14 protein-coding genes are annotated in these 18,286 nt (G+C 59.0%); 2 read left to right on the forward strand and 12 right to left on the reverse strand.

The window, feature by feature from the left end; translation table 11 throughout:
* Nucleotides 1-87: 87 nt before the first annotated feature.
* Nucleotides 88-1,107, forward strand: a complete 1,020-nt coding sequence (ubiA, locus tag ISS99_RS07405) for a 4-hydroxybenzoate octaprenyltransferase (RefSeq protein ID WP_204630955.1) — start codon at nucleotides 88-90, stop codon at nucleotides 1,105-1,107.
* Nucleotides 1,108-1,213: 106 nt separating this feature from the next.
* Here the strand turns inward: ubiA and ISS99_RS07410 are convergent, their stop codons facing one another.
* The 6 genes from ISS99_RS07410 to ISS99_RS07435 all read right to left on the reverse strand — a co-directional run bounded on the left by ISS99_RS07410 (nucleotide 1,214) and on the right by ISS99_RS07435 (nucleotide 4,574).
* Complete coding sequence (locus ISS99_RS07410) at nucleotides 1,214-1,651, reverse strand: hypothetical protein (RefSeq protein ID WP_204630956.1); 438 nt, start codon at nucleotides 1,649-1,651, stop codon at nucleotides 1,214-1,216.
* A gap of 263 nt (nucleotides 1,652-1,914) precedes the next feature.
* Nucleotides 1,915-2,577 carry a DUF799 domain-containing protein gene (locus ISS99_RS07415; RefSeq protein WP_204630957.1) on the reverse strand — a complete coding sequence of 221 codons (663 nt, stop codon included), beginning with the start codon at nucleotides 2,575-2,577 and terminating at the stop codon, nucleotides 1,915-1,917.
* Nucleotides 2,574-2,990, reverse strand: a complete 417-nt coding sequence (locus tag ISS99_RS07420; protein ID WP_338081584.1) for a DUF4810 domain-containing protein — start codon at nucleotides 2,988-2,990, stop codon at nucleotides 2,574-2,576. Before ISS99_RS07420 ends, ISS99_RS07415 begins: the two co-directional genes overlap by 4 nt.
* Nucleotides 2,972-3,619 (reverse strand): CsgG/HfaB family protein, encoded by a 648-nt coding sequence (locus tag ISS99_RS07425; protein ID WP_204630958.1) that lies wholly within the window; start codon nucleotides 3,617-3,619, stop codon nucleotides 2,972-2,974. The genes ISS99_RS07420 and ISS99_RS07425 overlap by 19 nt, the downstream gene beginning before the upstream one ends.
* A gap of 240 nt (nucleotides 3,620-3,859) precedes the next feature.
* Nucleotides 3,860-4,135, reverse strand: a complete 276-nt coding sequence (locus ISS99_RS07430; RefSeq protein WP_204630959.1) for an XAC0095 family protein — start codon at nucleotides 4,133-4,135, stop codon at nucleotides 3,860-3,862.
* Between the two features lie 106 nt (nucleotides 4,136-4,241).
* The gene (locus ISS99_RS07435) at nucleotides 4,242-4,574 is read right to left on the reverse strand and encodes a hypothetical protein (RefSeq protein ID WP_204630960.1); all 333 of its coding nucleotides are present in this window, start codon (nucleotides 4,572-4,574) and stop codon (nucleotides 4,242-4,244) included.
* A 416-nt stretch (nucleotides 4,575-4,990) separates the two neighbouring features.
* Here ISS99_RS07435 and ISS99_RS07440 point away from each other — a divergent pair, with 416 nt between their 5' ends.
* Nucleotides 4,991-5,236 (forward strand): hypothetical protein, encoded by a 246-nt coding sequence (locus tag ISS99_RS07440; protein ID WP_204630961.1) that lies wholly within the window; start codon nucleotides 4,991-4,993, stop codon nucleotides 5,234-5,236.
* Nucleotides 5,237-5,519: 283 nt separating this feature from the next.
* Here the strand turns inward: ISS99_RS07440 and ISS99_RS07445 are convergent, their stop codons facing one another.
* From ISS99_RS07445 to ISS99_RS07470, 6 genes are all read right to left on the reverse strand, one after another.
* Nucleotides 5,520-5,948: a hypothetical protein gene (locus ISS99_RS07445; RefSeq protein ID WP_204630962.1), complete on the reverse strand. Its 429-nt coding sequence runs from the start codon at nucleotides 5,946-5,948 to the stop codon at nucleotides 5,520-5,522.
* A gap of 156 nt (nucleotides 5,949-6,104) precedes the next feature.
* On the reverse strand, nucleotides 6,105-6,353 hold the full coding sequence (locus tag ISS99_RS07450; protein ID WP_204630963.1) for a hypothetical protein: 249 nt from the start codon (nucleotides 6,351-6,353) through the stop codon (nucleotides 6,105-6,107).
* 235 nt (nucleotides 6,354-6,588) lie between these two features.
* Entirely contained in the window at nucleotides 6,589-6,903 is a 315-nt protein-coding gene (locus tag ISS99_RS07455; protein WP_204630964.1) for a hypothetical protein, read from the reverse strand.
* A gap of 586 nt (nucleotides 6,904-7,489) precedes the next feature.
* Nucleotides 7,490-8,029: a hypothetical protein gene (locus tag ISS99_RS07460; RefSeq protein ID WP_204630965.1), complete on the reverse strand. Its 540-nt coding sequence runs from the start codon at nucleotides 8,027-8,029 to the stop codon at nucleotides 7,490-7,492.
* Complete coding sequence (locus ISS99_RS07465; protein ID WP_204630966.1) at nucleotides 8,011-8,865, reverse strand: hypothetical protein; 855 nt, start codon at nucleotides 8,863-8,865, stop codon at nucleotides 8,011-8,013. The genes ISS99_RS07460 and ISS99_RS07465 overlap by 19 nt, the downstream gene beginning before the upstream one ends.
* Nucleotides 8,865-18,269 carry a hemagglutinin repeat-containing protein gene (locus ISS99_RS07470; protein WP_204630967.1) on the reverse strand — a complete coding sequence of 3,135 codons (9,405 nt, stop codon included), beginning with the start codon at nucleotides 18,267-18,269 and terminating at the stop codon, nucleotides 8,865-8,867. The genes ISS99_RS07465 and ISS99_RS07470 overlap by 1 nt, the downstream gene beginning before the upstream one ends.
* Nucleotides 18,270-18,286: the final 17 nt, after the last annotated feature.

The raw sequence follows: 18,286 nt of genomic DNA on the forward strand, positions 1-18,286 counted from the left end.
TCCCACCTCAGCGGCAATGTGCCATAGCAGGCCAACGGGGGCATGCAGCACGGTTTCCCACCCGGCCGGTCACGTTAAACTTGCGGGATGGCCCCGACCTCTCGCAAGCGCCCACGGCGCAATCCCCCTGCGCCAGCCACCAGCCGCGCGCGCGCCACCGCTCCCGCGGCCAAGCCGCCGCGCCCGGCCGACAGCTCCACGCGCGCCGCGCGCGTGCTGGACGCGCTGCTGGGGAAATTGCCTGAACGCTATCGCCAGAAAGCTCACGACATCCTGGTGCTTACGCGCATGGACCGCCCGATCGGCACCCTGCTCCTGCTGTGGCCGACGTGGTGGGCGCTGTGGCTGGCAGCCCGGGATTTTCCGCCGTGGAAGCCGCTGGTGATCTTTACGCTCGGCGTGTTTGCCATGCGCGCCGCAGGCTGCGCCATCAACGATTATGCCGACCGCAACCTCGATCCCCAGGTGGCGCGCACGGCCGGCCGCCCGATCGCCGCGGGCCGCATTACGCCACGCGAAGCCTTGATCGTCTTCGGTGTCTTGTTGCTGGTCGCCTTCCTGCTGGTGCTGCTGACCAACCCGCTGACCATCAAGCTGTCCTTTGTCGGCGCGGCGCTGGCAGCGCTCTATCCGTTCACCAAGCGCTACACCGATCTGCCGCAGGTGGTGCTCGGCGCCGCGTTCGGCTGGTCGATCCCCATGGCTTTCGCCGCGGTACAAAACCAGGTGCCGGCGGTAGGCTGGGTGTTGTTTATCGCGAACATCCTGTGGTCGGTGATCTACGACACCGAATACGCCATGGTCGACCGCGACGACGACCTCAAGGCCGGCGCACGCTCTACTGCCATCCTGTTCGGCGACGCCGACCTCATGATCATCGGCGTGCTGATGGGCACCTTCCTCACCGCGATGGTGATGGTGGGTACGCGCGCGCACCTGGGCTGGCCGTACTGGCTGGCCATGGTGGTGACGGCAGGATTGTTCGGCTGGCAGCAATGGCTGATCCGCCATCGCGAACGCAACGCCTGCCTTGCCGCTTTCCGCCACAACAACTGGCTGGGCTTGACGTTGTGGATAGGCATTGCGTTGGCGTTGGCGGTGCGCTGACGCGCCCGGCGAACGCCTTGGCGCAACTCGCCAAACCAAGCTGAAGAGCTACAACAACTTGTTCGCCGCAGCCATCCCGGGCAGGTGGCTGCAGCGACTTTTGGCATCACGGATAAGCTGCGTAGATCAACGTTACGTTCGCTTCCGCGGCGATCTTTGACAGATCGCGCTGAAACTTCTTGTCGCCTATGAAGGCAACTTCCCCGACAGCGCCTCCCTTACCCTTCAACTCTCTGAGCGCACGCCGCAATGTAGCCGCAGCTACTGCATCGTTTCGCCCCAATACAGCAAACGGCTTGGATGACGGCTGAAGCAGCTGCCCTACAATTTGCTGTGCCGCATCACTACTGCTCCCTGCATTGAGACTGACAATCAGCATTTTGTTGGCAATGAAATCATGGGCGTCTGGAACATCCATCAGCACAAAACTTCTATCTGGCACCACGCCAGCAAGCGCAACAATCTTCTTGTCGATATCGCTCGCAACCGCAGTCGCCGCGAACGCAAAGGCCAAAAGCCCAATAGATGTCATTCTTCCAAGCATTGCCACTCCTTATGGTTTGACCAATGGCCCCAACCCCATAGACGAACCATGTTGAATTGGCCGAAATGCTCCGAAAGACAGCGATGATCGCCACACGCTGACATGCGCAAGGGAAATCCCCACACGGATGCGTAGCGTGATGGAACCACTTTTGCGTTGGGGATCTGCACTTAGGCGCTAAAGCACGTGCGTGCCGCAGATCCATTCATTGGCACCAGAGAATCACGACGCCATTTTTTGCCTGCCAACCAAATGGATACGCATCAGTCAGTTTGGTATTTCGGATTGTATGGACCATACAACAGCCCGTTTGGTCGCCCGGCGGAAAGCAACCGAATGCTCGTTACGTCGGCGGTGGTATGGCTGTCGTCGGCGACGTTGTGCACGACCTGATCGATAGCCGCGCCGATCAGCGCCCCTATAAGGCCGCCGTTATTGTAATTCTTGTTTTCATCGCTTGAAGCCTTGGCCGACCCTGACCAGAGCACGGCCCCCGTGCGAAGATCGACGAGTTTTGCAGATGCCTCCACTTCCACCACGCTGCTGATGACTCGATAGCTGGTGCCGTATTTGCTTACCGTTATATACAACGCCGAATCCGCGCCGAAGATATCCCTGAGCTTTCCCGCAGGTATTTGCTGGGCATCATCCGCCGTTGTAACGCCGTTTTGCTTGAAGGTTTCATTCACCAGCGCCACCGGCATGACGTAATAGCCCGCCTCCGCCAGAGGCTCCGTGGTGACCGACAGCATGCTCAGGCTGGCATTGACGTCCGGCGACTGGTTGACCGGCGGAAGCACCAGGATGGATCGCGGCATACTTTCCTTGTAGGCGGAATAATCGCGGCCGGCGGGCCTGTTGGCCGCACAGGCCATCATCAATGCGCAGACCACGGCGATCGCACTTACCCGGAAAAGGTTTTTCATTGGGAACCTGCCTTGCCCTTGTACTTGTTCAACAACAAATCCATGTAGTGCGCCGACTCCGGATATTGGGATTTTTCGGCCAGAAAGTTTTCCGCGGCTTTGCCGTCATCTCCGGTTTCGGCGTACAGCAGGCCCAACTGGGCATGGAAGCCCGGCGGGGCGACTTGGCCTTTTCCGCGCATTTTTTCCAAATCCTGCTCCAGCGCCGCAATCTGCTTTTCCTGGCCGCTACCTTTGAAGTAACCGTACACCTGATCCTGGTAGCTTCCCCATTGGTATAGCGGTTGCGGCTTTGTACCGGCATTGCAGCCAGCAAGCATGGCCACCAGAGCGAGCGTTAAAGCACACTTCGTGCGGTAATTTTCCATCGGCATCTCCTCAACTATTTGCGGCCTCAAGGTGCCGGCTTCCACGTTCCGGCATCGATGGCGCTGGCCAGATTGCCGACGGCTTCGCGGATGGCGAGATCCAGCACCTTGCCGTTCAAGGTCGAGTCGTAGCTGGCCGTTCCGCCGAAACCGACGACCTCCCTGTTGGACAAGGTGTACTCGCCCGCCCCTTGAACGGAAAACACCACTTCAGCGGTGCGGCTACTGACAATGTTGAGGCTTACCTTCGCATACGCGACTTGTTGCTTGCCGCGCCCGAGAATGCCGAACAGTTGCTGATCGCCCACCTCTTTGCGGCCAAACTCGGTGACGTCGCCGGTCACGATGAAATCCGCGCCTTTCAGTTGCTGGATCTGCTGCTTGATCGATGTTTCCCGGAGCGTCTCGTCCAGATTGTCGCGGTCCATGACATTGAAGCGATTGGACCGCTGAAGATGGGTAATCAGGATGGTTCTGGCCTGGCTGCCCAGCCTGTCCACGCCATCTGAAAACAAGCCGCTCATATAGCTTGAGCGGTTGTCGAACTTGCCTACGGCTATCGGCGTGCGCGGACCTGCGTAGGTTGAAGCCGCGGTCGGCACGCTTTGCACCGGGATGTCCCGATGGCTTTCCGTTGCACAGCCAGCCACCCCTATGGCGATAGCTGCTGTCATCAAGATGGATTTTATGAATTTTCTATACGTGAACATGGGTGATCTCAAGATTGGCAGCCAAGGAAGTACAGACTCCCCGCACCGGATTGCAGCGAAGCATCCCGGCGTCGAAGCTCGATAAGGGCCCTACGTTCTCTATGCTATGACGCGCGTAGAAAAAGCCGCCGTCAGCGAAATCTGTATTCGATGAAAGGAAGTGCTGAAGCAGCACTTCCAGTCAAGCGAAGCGATTGCCACTTTTTACTGCCCACGCTTAACCATGCCAGCGGACCCCGCAGGCGTCAGGCAAGCCTGTATCACCTCATCGATCTCTAAGGCGACGCGCGCGAAGCATTGGGACAAGGCCGTGGACGACAGCTGCACGGTCTCTTCTTCGCCGCAGCAATGACGCACAGTGAGGTGAGCCAGCACATCCAGTTGATCGCGGATCTCACCCAGCATTTCACGCGCGGATTCCGGCAGCCGGTAATACACCTCGTCGGCGTGAAGCACGGCGGTTTTGGCTTTTCCTGCCATAGTCGTATTTCCTATTCGTACAGATGATTGCCCGCACGCTCGCACCAGGTGCGGCACACCACCTCCAGGGGGGTGCCGCGGTAACGATCATGCAGACCCTGGCGCGTTACCCGTGCGCATCACGCCGAAGCATGAGCGCGCATTCGTCGAGGAAGCGAATGGCCACCAGCAGGCTGCCGTAAACCATTGCTGGCAACGGCCACAAGCGTGGAGACGTATCACGACCACTTTCCAACACTTCACGAAAGGCATCGCTGTCGGCGAGTAGGCACGTGATGACGTGCTTGACATCCTCGATGCCTGCGATCGCAGAGTGCAGCTCCAGTAGCTCATCCTCAGTCATGTCCGCCCCGTCCGGCGGAGCGCCGGGAAGATGGGTGAACAGGTGGTCGGGGAGACCCGACAGGCGCGACAGTGACGTATGATCTGGCTCAGCCATATCAACTAGTCTCCTTAGTTGGCTTGGTTAGCGGAGCGTGGGAGTTATGACCTCTCACGTTCCGCGCTCTACACAGCATTGCTGCCATGGCCATCGATGTCGCCACACAAGCCAGCATCGATGACACGCCAAAGGTAATGAGATGCGAAACGCACGTATGTAGGCGATTGCCGCTTCGTGAGCGACTGAAATGAGTCGGTGCTCAATGGCGTGATTGCTTCAGAACCGCGAGTCGGTCGAAGCCCTCACGGAATGCACGTGGCCGCACACCGCTTTCAGGAACGCCGGTCGAGCCAAACTACGCTTGCGCTGTATATCCGTGTCGAGGGCCTGCATAGTGAGAGACAGTCGAGCTGGGCCCGCACCATGGCAGTATCGCCCTTCACATACTTCAGATAGGGATAGCGAGGCACAGCATGGAGCTTTCAGCTTATACGCTAATGATGGTCATCAAGGCCATGCAGCGAGAGATTGCGCATTTTGAAGAGCAGCCGCGAAGAGAAGACGTGCCCGAAGAGCTGGCCGGCGACTACGGCGAGTACGCACTGGATATAAGACGATCACTCAGCGAGACTAGCCATGCGTATGAGCAGGTGAAGGCTGGCGAACCAGAGTCACTTCCTTCCGCAGAAGAGCTGATGAAGAGTGATAATTGGGGATGACGAATCGGGCCGGAAGTGTCGTTCGTGCACAGCGCAATTAGCAAGGCTGGACAGGTCAAACGCCCGCGAAAATGAGACATCGCCGGCGCAATCCAGAATCGTGCAGCACGAATCGCCACACTAGCAAGTCCCTTCCGTTGCATAGGAAGCATCCCTGACGATGCTCACTAAATGGCTAGCCAAGCCTCGCACTTTCGAGCGAACCGAAAGTACGAGGCGCTTAAACGCGCAAACCCATCTACACGCTTGGATCCAACCAACCAAATTCAGCATCGCAAAATCGTTACACATCAAGAGGGCTGCAATGCATGGCAGCCGATGCTTTTTGCGCACGTGATCGCACCGGAATCAGCACAAGCAGCGCAGCGTTCAAAAGCAATGCAACAAAGCCAAATCTCCCCATGAGTATCGCTACTACGGAAAGGAGAATCGTGATAACGGCTGGAACAGCAATGAGCCATCCATTTGGCTTCGGCTTGAACCACACCTGGTGAGCCGCCACCGCATACAAGACACCAAGTACAACCCCGATAACACTATCGACAACGTGACTGCCTCCCACCAAGCGGATCACACCAACGATCAGATTCATCACGGCCGAGTATCCGGTAATTCCAAACATCGCCATCATCAACTTGCGATCGCGCTCTTCCAGATGTCGACGCTGATTACGCCGCGCGATTTCTGCCCTGCGATTGTCTTGAGTGTCCACGAGATTCCTTTCCAGTTGATTTAGCCGAATTAAAGCGGCGACACCATACCCACAGTATCCATGGGTGACTGGCCGGCCGCCATTCACCCGACCGCCGCCGATTTCCAGAGCAAAGCAAACTAACTAAGTCCGGCACCAGCTAGTTCACCCCATTTCCTATTTACACCGATAAGGGCTTTCGCTGGATAGTTCTTTGTCGGTGGCGATATCAACGATCGACACCGTTGCACCGGGATGCGCCGAGCAGATGGCATTACGCGCCGAATAGATGCTGGAACCTTCCGCGCGCATGACCACGTTGACAGGTGTTCCGTCCTTTTCTACGGCAGTCACCTTATACGACCCCGACATGGTGACACACCCCGCCAGACAAAGACCCAAACCTGCAACAACCATCTTCTTCATGAGAATTTCCTTTCTCTTGGTAATAATTCGTACAACGTCATCAACCGCTGCGCTGTGAAATGCAAGGAAGATCGAGTCGTGTTGGCGGATCACGTAGATAGTGAGTGCGGGGTGGCACCAGCGAAGCTCGGACCCACCGGACACTAATTACTTTGCAGCCCATATGCTCCAACCACATAAGAAGTGGGCTTTGCCCCGTTCGCCCATTCGTTCGCCTCCATTCGTTGCTACTGTCTTATTTTTCTTTCTCATCAGCGCGTCGCTTACCTTCTTGATACCAAGCCTGCGACACCCAATCCTCAAGAGCACACACAAAAGCTGATTCCGCAGAGAAAAAAGGGCTGCTCGGCTCATAAAATGGACTATCCTTTCCCAGTGCGACGCGGTATTCGTAATAGCACGAAGAAATCACTTTTCCATCCTCTATATCTTTAAATAGTGGCGTAAGCCATGTCAGAAGCAAATTAGCATCCATATTATCTCTTGCATGGCCCTCAAGAAGGGCGCGAAATGACTGGGCCTTTTCGCAAAGAACTTTTACTTTGTCCACGATTATCGATCTCGCAGTGAAGATTTATTTATTAGCGCTGGAGAGGTCCACTGATTACGATTCGGCACAATCGTCTGCTGCGCACCACCTGGCGCTCCTGCAAAAAACTAACGACTTCTCACAAAAAACGCCCGTCATAGCTGCAGCACAAAACACCGCTCCTTTTACAATGTATCTAGCCATTTCTTTGTGAGGCCGCTGTAATTCCGCCGACAACGACATCATGGGCCTTTATTTCGCGCTCCGGACTTTGAGGCCACCCCAAGCCCGCATTCACACCAGCTCCAACCAAATCGGCCCCTCTCAAGATATCGCCGCACCTGAGGGCTATCGAAGCGGTCAAACCCGGTCACGATTGGTGACAAGCTCACTTATCGCGAAGAACTGGAATTAGACCTCGCGACGAGCTCCAGTATCGCAATAAGGCAACCGACAACCATTCCACCCATCAATCCACCATGTAACGCAATATCAAATATGTACGGAATTCCCTTAAGGAGGCATTCGACATAAGAAAAGGCAATCACAATCAACGCGACCGCAACGAAAGCAATTGCCCCAGATCGCAGAGCGAAGAATATTCGCCTCACTTATCACTCACTCCACTTTCTTGATCATCATTACTCATATTACTAATAGACCAATTGATAAATTCTGACGCTCCATTTCCGATGACACCTACCCAGACAATCGGTTTTAGCGATGTAAACGGCCCGGTGACTGGCCTGCTGCCGATGGCATCACCTAACTTAAACCCGATCGCCGTTGCCGCGCCATTCGCAATGCCTCCCAGTAGGATGCTGTCGTTTTTTCCGTAGTACAGGTTATTCGCCTCTGTTTGCGCCATACCAACACCCGTGCCAACAAGACCATTCCAGACCGCACCGCCGCCATAGCCAAGATAGCCACCAGTCACTGCAGCTCCCACATCAATGTAGTTAACTTGGCCAAAGTGGCCACCATTCTGAACGAGCTGAGATACCAGATTTGTCGTTCCGCCCGTGGCTGCCGAACCACCGCGCGACGCCAAAATGATTTCCGCTAGTGATCCGGTTTTGGATAGCACCCGAACGCCACAGACGCGAGCAGACATGTCATACGGATGCGTCAATGCTTGCGCTTCCAATCTTTCTTGTCCTGCTCGACCTGTTGCCGATATTGGGCGACCGAAGCATCAACTTCATCTTGCGTCATAGGCTCGATGTGGACAGCCTGCACCAATCTAAGGAGCAAATTGCGACGCGCAGCTATCCATTCAGGATCAGCCACGATCATCGCATCGTAATGCGCTTGGCGTCGAAGTATGTGGGCTTCGTCGATGACGTGCTCGTAGACTTCCTTCCATTCGATAAGCTCGCCCTGCGTGGGCCGAGAAGGATTCGTTACTTTATACATTGCCAAAAGACGGTGATTCCAAACCAGGCCATTGATGGTAATGACCTCACTCTGCCTGACGACATCCGCGTAGGAGTGGCCGAATTTCGTAAAGATCTCCTTATTATTAGACGCATCCAATTGCGCCTTTTCTTCCTCCTCCTTCATATCTTTGGCGTTGAGCAATTGGTTCTTATAGGCCGATGATGCGAAATAGCCATTTCCTGACATATCCAAAGTCATCCAGCCGTGGATACCCTGCGGATCTGCATTGAAGCTATCCGTCAGTGTCATAGCTGGACGGGATGGCTTCGACGGATTAAGGGAGCAACCATTCGCACGCGGATCGCGCTTTCGCAACGACATAACCTGCATGGGGTCTGGCAATCCCGCACCATAAATACGAAGCCGCAAAGGAACAACAATCTCACCTGCGTCTACACCAGGTATCGACTGGCAAATCGGAAAGTCCAGTGGATATCTCACTGGCAGCCCCTGAGGATCTGGCGATCCAATGACGCGATATAACTGTTCGTTCGTGCACGAGGAAAGCGCCAATGCGAGTAGGCCGGCAAGCAATGATTTCATCACTCACTGCCCCCCGGCGTTTTTTTGTGCCAAAGCTCTGCTTTCTCGAGGCTCCAGTTGTAGTCCGTCCCAGCACAATTGAGCCCATAGCAACTGTGCGGATTGATCGCCCCTTCAAATACCGATCCTATGCCGGCCAATGCACCCCATAGCTGACCAGGTGATGCGCCTGGCAAATGCTGCGGTGAATTGCTATCGAGGTAGGTATAAGGAGGAAACAATGTGCCACCCACGAATGCGGCCACTGGATCTTTGGGACTCGTGAGATACAAGAGAGCTGGCTTCACGCCTTTCTTCTTGTCCTCATCTGACAAGAATACTCTATCGTGCCCTGCAATCTTGACCATCGAACTCGTCAACCCGCCAGGCCTCACTGCAGCACCAAACACACCTGTCGTCAGGCTCGAATTGGCATAACCATCCCCTGCGAGAATATTTAGTACATTGCGCGTAACGATGCTTCCCCAGCTATGGGCATAAAGACTCACCTCAGCACCATCACCTTGACGCCTCACCGCATCGACCACAGCCAAAGTGGTGGCGGAATAATCCCCATTGATCGGCGAGACAAATTTGTCATAGCCGGCCTGCATCAGATCCGAAGCGCCACCCTTTGACGCGTTATATTGAACGTAATAAGTTACGTTGTTAGCTCCATCATTTTCCTGTGAAACGTGCCCAATTTCCACGTGATCTGCACGAGCTTCGTCGTTGAGGATTCCGTTGATGGTGATGTTTCGCGCCCCTTCAGGAATTTGATCAACGAACGTAATCTCCATGCCGTTATCGCGCAGATACTGAATGCGCTGGTCGCTCGATAATCCATCAGGGATTCGGAGATTTGCGCATACCTGTGCCGTCATTTTGCAAGTCACCTTCATCGCCAGAGTTTCGTGGTGACCACGCATAGCCTTTCCTGCCTCTTCCTGCGTGTAACCAACACTGCCGCTAAGCGCGGTATAGCTCAGCCCCGAACTCAAGCTGATGTTGCCGCCCAACGCACTGATGGCTAAAGCACTGATGCTCTTGGCTATCGCCTGAGCATGGCCGCTATCGCGGTCGTCGCGCATTTGCGCGACCTGTTGATAGATTTCGCTGGCCTTCGCCGTATCACCTAACCGACTGGCTTCGTCCGCCTCAGCCTTCTTGGCGTCGATTTGCGCTTGTTGTTCGGCCAGTTTGGCGCTGTAGTAATCGTCGATGATCTCGGAGGCAAAGCTGCTCAATCCGCCCACAAAGGCTTGATCGTTCTGGATCTTGTCTAGATCGAATGGCTTCAATGCTTCGTCGCTCAACGTCGGCTGGCGATCCAACCCTGCGAGGTCGGTGTCGCCGTCGCGCGTAAGGATGAGGCCCTGGGCGACACCTGCCTTGGTTGTACTTTGCCTGCTATTGGATTGCGTCGGCGATAGAACGGGCGCGAAATGGCTGCCCCCGTTGTTACCCTTTGCGCTGCTGTAGCTTCCACCCAAACTGATCTGTTTGGCGCTGTAGCTTGCCTTGTTCTCGATATCGCTGAATGACAACGAGCCGGTGTCTAGCAGATTCTTGCTAGCATCCGCCGTGCTGGCGATAACCCCGCCAATCAGGTTCGTATTGCCACCGACGGACAGGTTGAAGCCACCGTCGCCCGCCTGAATACCGCTGATGCTCGTGACACTGGCGTAGTGGTTGTCGATCTTGCTTTGGCTATAACTGAAGCCGCCACCGCCACCCGCGCCGATGACCGCCTTGCCTCCAGCCTGCCATTGCTGACTGGCGTAGTCGTTGGTGTCCTGTTCGCTCTGTATCGCGAAGTTGTTGCCGATGGCGCCAGTGACCTGGTTTCCGGTGAGCTGGGCACCCTTGATCGTTGCATCGTTACCGCTAACCAGGGCGAGCGTGCCTTTGGCATCTACGGTGGTATCGGCATGGGTGATGCCGTTGCCGTGTTCCTTGGCCTGGCCGCCCGCGGCCTGGACGTAGATGCCGAAGCCACTGGTGCCGATCTCTACTCCCACACCCGCGCTCACGTTGTGGCTGTTGCTTTGCAGGCTGTGGTTTTCTTGTTGACTGAGTACGTTGAGATTGTTGGCTGCGGCCAGCGAGACATCTTGTCCGGCTATCTGGCTACCCACCACATTTAGATCGCCACCAGTGGCCGCAACGGTGACATTGCCACCGCTAACAATGCGGCTGCCGTAAGCCGTTTCATCATGCGCCGTGGTCGTGCTGCTGGCGCTGCTGCCGCCAATGCCCACCTGGAGGTTAATGCCGCCATCAATGCCGTCTTTGCTCAACCCACCATTGACTGCATCGAAGGCCTTGCTGCCTTCGTAGTAGGACCTGACGGCATACAGAGCGGCCAGACGACCATCGTCATGCGCCGCATCGATGCTGCTCCGAGCACCGTTGTAGGCGGCACTGGCCATACCGGCGGCTGCACCACCGATACCCACATTGATCCCCGCCTGGCTCACCTTGTGCGTCTCGGTGATGTCGCTGCTTCCCACCGCGGCATCGATGGTGACGTTGTTGCCGACGATGGCGGTGCCGGTGTGGCTGAGTACGTCGCTGCCGGTGATGTGGACGTCGTTGCCGGCGCTGAGGGTGACGTTGCCGTTGAGGCTGCCGACGGTGCTGCCGGTGTAGGTGACGTCGTGTTCGTGGTAGGTGTCGTCGGTGCTGCGGTTGCCGATCAGGACGCTCAGGCCGCCGTTGTTCATCAGGCCGGTGTGGCTGGTGCTGGTGCTTTGGGTCTGGTCGTAGGTGTTCTGGCCGGCGTTGAGGGTGAGGTTGTTGCCGGCGGCGAGGACGACGTCATTCGTAGCGACGATCTGTGCGTTGGTGGCGGTGAGGTTGTTGCCTGCAGCCACGGTGACGCTGTCGCCGCTCAACACGTTGCCGACGCTGGTGCTTTGGTTGATCTGGGCGTGGCTGCTGTTGCTGCGCCATTCGGGGTCGACCGAGCCGAAGCGTTTGGTGCTGGTGCTGAAGAAGCTGAAGCTTTTGGTTTCGGTGTCGTGCTGCTCGATGTGTTGGTCCTGGGCGTCGGCGAGGTTGATGTCGTGGCCGGCGGCGAGGGTGAGCGCGTTGTTGGCGTTGAGGTAGGCGGCCTGGGCGCTGAGATCGTTACCGGCGGCGACGCTGATGTTGTTGGCGCCGATTTGCGTGCCGATGGCGTAGGTGTCGCTGCTGGCGTCGTGGGTGACGGTGCTGGAGTTGCTGAGGAAACCTGATTTGCTGGTGCGGGTGTTTTGCACCGTGCTGTGCGTTTCCTGGCCGGCGTTGAGATTTACATTGTTACCAGCGGCAAGAGTGACGTCTCCTTGTTCGCTGCTGATCACACCGGCGGTTGCGTTGAGATCGTGTCCGGCGCTGATGGCAACGCCATTCGTGCCGCCAAGCGTGTTGCCTTGCAGGCTTTGATCGGTTTGCCGGGTGCCGACCAGGGTGTTGCCCTGGAAAGCTTGTTTGGCCTGCGTGGTGTTGCCGGTGACGGTGGTGAGATTCACGTCGTGGCCAGCGCTGAGACTGAGCTGGTCGCCAGCTTGCACGTGGCTGGCCTGACTATGGAGGTCGTGACCCGCAGCCAGCACCGCGCTGCCGCCAGCCTGGAGGGTGGTGGCGGTGTATGTGGTGGTCTCTACGCCATTCATCTGCGTGCCCTGGCGCTGGGTGCTGCCTTGGGCATTGAGATTCAGGTCGTTGCCGGCGATGAGTTGCGCGACGCCGCCAGCCTGGATCGTGCTGGCCGTAGCGGTCACATTGTTGCCGGCGGCGAGACCGAGGTTTTGGCCGGCGCTGACGTTGGCGTGATCGAGCGTCAGGTTGTTGCCGGCTTGCGCGGTGAGGTTGCCTGTCGCGATGACCTGGCCGCCGGTGGGCAGGCCAAGATTCGGCGCGCTTACACCACCCAGATTGACAGTGCCAAGCGATACGGAACCCAGCGTGGCAGCGCTGAGCAAGTCATTGCCGGCCGCCAGGCTGACATTGCCGCCGTGGATGGCGCCGGTGTTGAGCAGGTCCTGTGCGGCCTGGACGCTCAGGTTGCCGCCGGCACCGAGGCTGCCCGCGTTGAGCAGACTGCCTGCCTTGATGGTGGCGTCGCCTGCCGATTGCAGCGTGCCGGTATTGGTGAGCTGGTTCGTTGCATTCAAGCTCACTGTGGCGCCCTGGATGACGGCGCCGCTGGCGACGTTGTTGGCGGTCTGCTGACTGAGATACACCACCGGCACCAGCACGTGTTCGCCGTTTACGGTTTCGTTGACCAGCCACACCATGTCCTGGGTCAGGCTGGCCATTTGTTCGGGGGTGAGCGCCACGCCGACGGCGAGGTTGAACTGCTTGGCCTCCTGCGTGCCGGCATCCATCAGCGCTTTGTATTGCTCCAACGCGTCAGTGTCGCCATCGAGGTAACGCTTGCCGGTGAGGCCGGTGATCTGCTCCATCACCAGTTGGGTTTCGTAGAAGGCATCACCCAGGCGTTTCAGGGTGAGATCGCCTTGCAGGCCCAACTGGTTGAGCAGGTAGTCGCTGCCAAGGAAGCCGCTCATGGTGGCGAAGCGCGGATCGGTCTCCACGAGGTAGGGGCTGCCGCTGCCGGGCTTGACGGTGTAGAGGCCGTTGCTGGGGAGTTGCACGGGTAGCGGCTGGCCCGGCGTGCCGATGATTTGCGCGCCGGGCAAGGGACCGATGGCGCCGCTGCGATCGCCGACGTGATCGGCACCGCCACCACCTTGGCCAACCACGTTTTGGCCCTGGCCGTTGCTGCCCAGGCCGACACCGCTGACCGGCTTGCCATCGGCACCCACAACGGTGTTGTCGATATTCTGGGCGCTGATGTCGACAGCGTTGCCCGCGCTCATGCGCGCATCGACACCGGGCCCGACGGCCTGCCTGATCCAATCAGGGATCTGCCCGCTACCAAGCGGAACGGTGTCGGTGAGCGTCTGGCTGCCATAGCTCATCCACGGGCCGTCGATCCATTCGCGATGCGGATCTTCGACCAGCTTCTGCGTGGCCGATTGTTCGTCGATCGTGGTGACCACCGTGCCGGTCGGCACCCAGGCGATGTTCTGCACGGTGTCGTGCCCGACGTTGCCGCCCCCGGCATGGCCATCCTGCCCGTTGATCACCAGGTTGTTGCCGGCGGCGATGGTGGATGTGTCGTTGAGGACGGAGCCGTTGATCGTGATGTTGCCGCCGGCGAGTAGGCGGCCTTCGGCGCTGGCATCGTCGACGCGTGTCATGGCGGTGAGGGTGGCGGTGTAGACGCCCTGGAAGGTATCGGGCGCACCAACGCCGAAGGGGTAGCCAGCGCAGCGCTGGTTGTCATTGCTGCCATTCAAGTGATCGCAAAAGCCTTTGGCCTTGGCGAATTCGCTGCCATCGATCACCTGAGACGCATCGACGTAGGGCGGAAGATGCTGGCCATCGGCATCGTTCCAGAGATAGCGTGCCAAGGTGTACGTATAGGTGTTTTGCGCCTGCTCATCGGGACTGAGGGTGTAGATGCTGGTATCGAACACGCGCCGTTGATTGGTGAGTTGCTGCGTGGCGATGGCGATATCGCCACCGGCTTCGATATCACCGGAGAGATTCGTCACCGAGCGATTGCGTGCGCCGCTGGCATCGGCCGCGATAGCGAGGTCGCCCAGCGTGTAGAGCATGGCATCGCGATTGAGCAGATCACCGGTGACGTAGAGGTTAAGCTGGTTGACGGCGGCGATCAGCGCGGTTTGATACGGCGTGTTGTCGGTGGCCTGGCCCAGGTCGGCACCGTTGGTGAGGTTGGTGGCATTGACGGTGATCGCGTTGCCGATGATCGTTCCGGTATTGGTGATGTCGCCCGCATTGAGCGTGACGGTGTCGCCTTCGATGCGACCCGCGTTGACTTGCGTACCCGCGTTGAGCGTGGTGTCTGCACTGTTTATATCGGCGTCGACTTGATTGTCGAACCTCGTCGCGTTCACCGTGAGCGCGCCCACGCTTTGCAGGGTGGCGCCCTCGGCATTGGTAAAGGCGCCAGCCAGATTGACGATGAAATCGCGATTGGCGCATAAGGTATTGCCCGCTTGGTTGGTGTAATCGCCGGCGAGCGTCAGGTTCAGGTCGCGGCCGGCGCGCAAGCGGCCGACGCCATCGAAAGCACTGAGCTGTGCCACAACATCGCCGTTGGCGGCCATCTCACCTGCGTCGTTGTGCAGCGTATCGAGCGCGAGCGCGATCGTGCCGCCGGCGCCGATGGAGCCGGCCGTGTTGTCCAGGATCGCAGACCCGTCGTCCCAGGAAAAATTGCCGGCGGCGTACAACGTGCCGCGCTGGTTATTGAGATAGCTTCCTTGCATGGCGACGTTGCCGCCGGAAACCAGCGTACCGGCTGCATTGACCACCTGCGCAGCATTAAGCGAAACATCGCCCTGGCCACCGAACGTGCCTGCGGTGTTGTCAAACGTGCCGCCAGTGATGACGGTGGCGCCGATGTCGGCATTGGCGATACGGCCGTTGCGGTTGCTGACCGATGAGGCTTGCAACGATAGCGAGGCAGCGCCTTGACCACTGCCAGCCTCGAGACGGCCACCGTCGTTCGTCAGCGCACCGCCTAGGTTGCCATCGATGCTGCCGAGCGCCTGCAGTGCGCCGCTGTTGATGGCCCCGTTCTGGACGTTCAACCACAGATCGGAGCCAGCATAGATCTGGCCGGCGTTGGCAAGGCTTCCGGCTTGCAGATGGACGGACTGGTTGCCGCCTAGAAAGCCGTCCTCACCCATACCAAGCATCTGTGCGATGGTCAGATCGAGATTGCCGTCGAGCGCCTTGATCCGGCCACTGCCATTAAGCAGGGCGAGCGCAGAAAGATCTGCACTATTGGCTTGCAACAGACCCTCGTCGTTGGCGAGCGCACCGACGAGCGCCATTTGCAGATGATCGGCAACGACGGTGCCGGCCGCATTGTTGAAATCGCCGCCGGTGAGCGTGGCGTTGCCGCCGAGACTCAACGTTCCACCGGCGTTGTCCGTGGTGGTGCTTGCAAGGATGAGATCGCCATTGCCAAGCAGCTGGCCACCCACGTTGACCAGCGTGTTCGTCTCGATGTGCAGCACGCCGCTGCCGGCATGTTGGATAGTGGCGCCGGTATTGTTGAAGTCACCCGCACGGATGGCGACATTACCGCCGTTGCTGGCGATGAGTCCGGCGGTGTTGTCCAACAAGCCGCCGATGGCTAGCGCGGTATCCGACGTACCGGTTTGCAGCAGCTGGCCGCCGACGTTCGCGAAACTTCCGGCCTGCACGTTGACGTTGCCGGCCTGCAGGCGCCCTTGCGTATTGTTCAACGCTTGCGCGGCAGACACGGCGAGGCGCCCATTCGTCGCCAGGTCGCCGCCGGCATGGTCGATGCCGCCTTGGGTGGCAGCGAGGGCGATGTCGTCGCCGGCGCGGGTGTTTGCGCCGTGCAGATCCAGCGTGCTGCCGGTGAAGCTGAGCGCGCCAGATGCCACATTCTGGCCCGTGGCTGCCAGCAACCCTTCCGCGGACAGGCTGAGTTGCGAGGCACCGGCGAGGCTGCCATCGCCTTGCAGGCCGGCGGCCAGTACACCGTTGCTTTGCACGCTGCCGGCGGTGGCAGCGAGATGGCCCTGCGCCGCCAGCGTGCCAGCGTTGGTCAACGCACCGGTAACGGCGAGCCCGAAGTCACCCCCGCTGTACATCGTGCCGCCATTGACCAACGAACCCGCGCGCAACGCCGCATCGCCGGCACTGATCCAGTTGCCGTGGGTGTTGTCGAGCAGGCCGCCGATCTGTACCTGCGCAGGCCCGCCAATCTGCACGGTGCCATAGGCATTGCGCCACGCGGCAGCCTGCGCGTCGAGCTGGCTGGCTTGCATGGTCGCATGGCTGTTGTCGAGGGTTCCCGCCGCGCGTATCGCCAATGCAGCGGCTGTCGCCAGGTCGGCGTCGGTGTGATCGATATCGCCTGCCGTGCTGGTCAGCGCGATGTTGCCGCCGGCCTGGGTCTGCGCATGCGACAGGTCCAACGCACTGCCGAGCAGGCTGATGCCGCCCGAGGCGAGATTACGGCCGTTGGCGGCGAGACGATCGGTCGTGACCACATCGAGCGTGGCGCCACCCTGCAGGCTGCCGTCGCCCGCAAGGCCCGCCGCCAGCGTGCCGCTGGACGCGAGTTGCTGCGCACGCAGGCTTGTGTCGTAGGCGGCCGCCAGGACATTGGCGTTGCTCAGCGTTCCACCCACATCGAACGTGAGACGGCCACCGCTGTAGACGGTACCGGTATTGGCGGCGTCGCCTGCGCTTTGCAGCGCCATGTCGGTCGTGGACTGCAGCGCGCCGCGGTTGTTCAGTGAACCGGCCTGGAGCAGCAGACCATCGCCACTGAAGAGCGTGCCGCTGTTGTCGACATTTCCACTGGTCAGCACCTGCATCGAACCGCCGGATTGCAGCGTGCCACGTTGGCCGAGCGATGCGCCGTGGATAACGAACTGGCCCGCGGATGAGGTGACGCCGGTCAACTCGATGTGGCCGGCAGCATCCAGCGTGAAATCGCCGCTCTGCGACGCCAGTTGCCCGGCATTGCGCACACCGACGCCAGCCTCGGTGGCGATCAGGTGCACCGTATTGGCGTACATGCCACCCAGGGCGGCGACGTCGATGCTCAGCGCCGGCGTGTCGCCCTCACCTGCCAGAGTTTGTGCGGAAAGGTCGGCGTAGCTGACCTGGTTGGCGCCGGCGACGACGTTGAGGTGGTTGCCCCACACCTTGCCGTTGACAGTAAGGTTGCGCGAAATCAGATCCAGGCGATCGATGTTCGAGGCATCCAGGCCATCGCCCTCGATAGCGACACTGCCGCCGGTGACGTGCAGGCCACTGAGCGAGCCATCCGCGCCGAAGGTGGGCAACCCCGTGGTCAAGGTGGCCCGATTCGTGTTGATAAAACCCGCGCCGTTGACCGCAATGCCATTGGGATTGGCGATGATCACGTCGGCAGCGTGGCCTGCCACTTCCGTATAGCCACGCAGATAGGTCGGGTTGGTCGAAGTGACTTCGTTGACGATCACCCTCGCCGACTGCCCCGCCTGATAATTAGGGTTGCCGGTGACATAGCCGCCAAGCTGCGTCGTCGACACGCCTGCATCGTTATTCAGAATCAGACCCTGCCGGTCGACGTTGAATTGCCGGTACTGGTTGTGCGACACGCCGGCGGCGGACGGCGCCACGATGTTCACCACCGGCACGCCATTGCCGGCTGCACTCGTGCCGGGGCGATGAGTGGCGGCATGGGGATCGGGCGTGACTTGAGCAGCCGCAAGCAATGGAGCCGTCAGCAAGGCCGACAACACGGCTGCGCTCAGGGTCCGGCGAGAGAGCGATCTTGCAGAAGCGTACGTTTGCTTGCGGGTACTCATGATGGTCGTCCTTGATG

This window comes from Dyella mobilis (assembly GCF_016904945.1).
Classification (GTDB): domain Bacteria; phylum Pseudomonadota; class Gammaproteobacteria; order Xanthomonadales; family Rhodanobacteraceae; genus Dyella_B; species Dyella_B mobilis.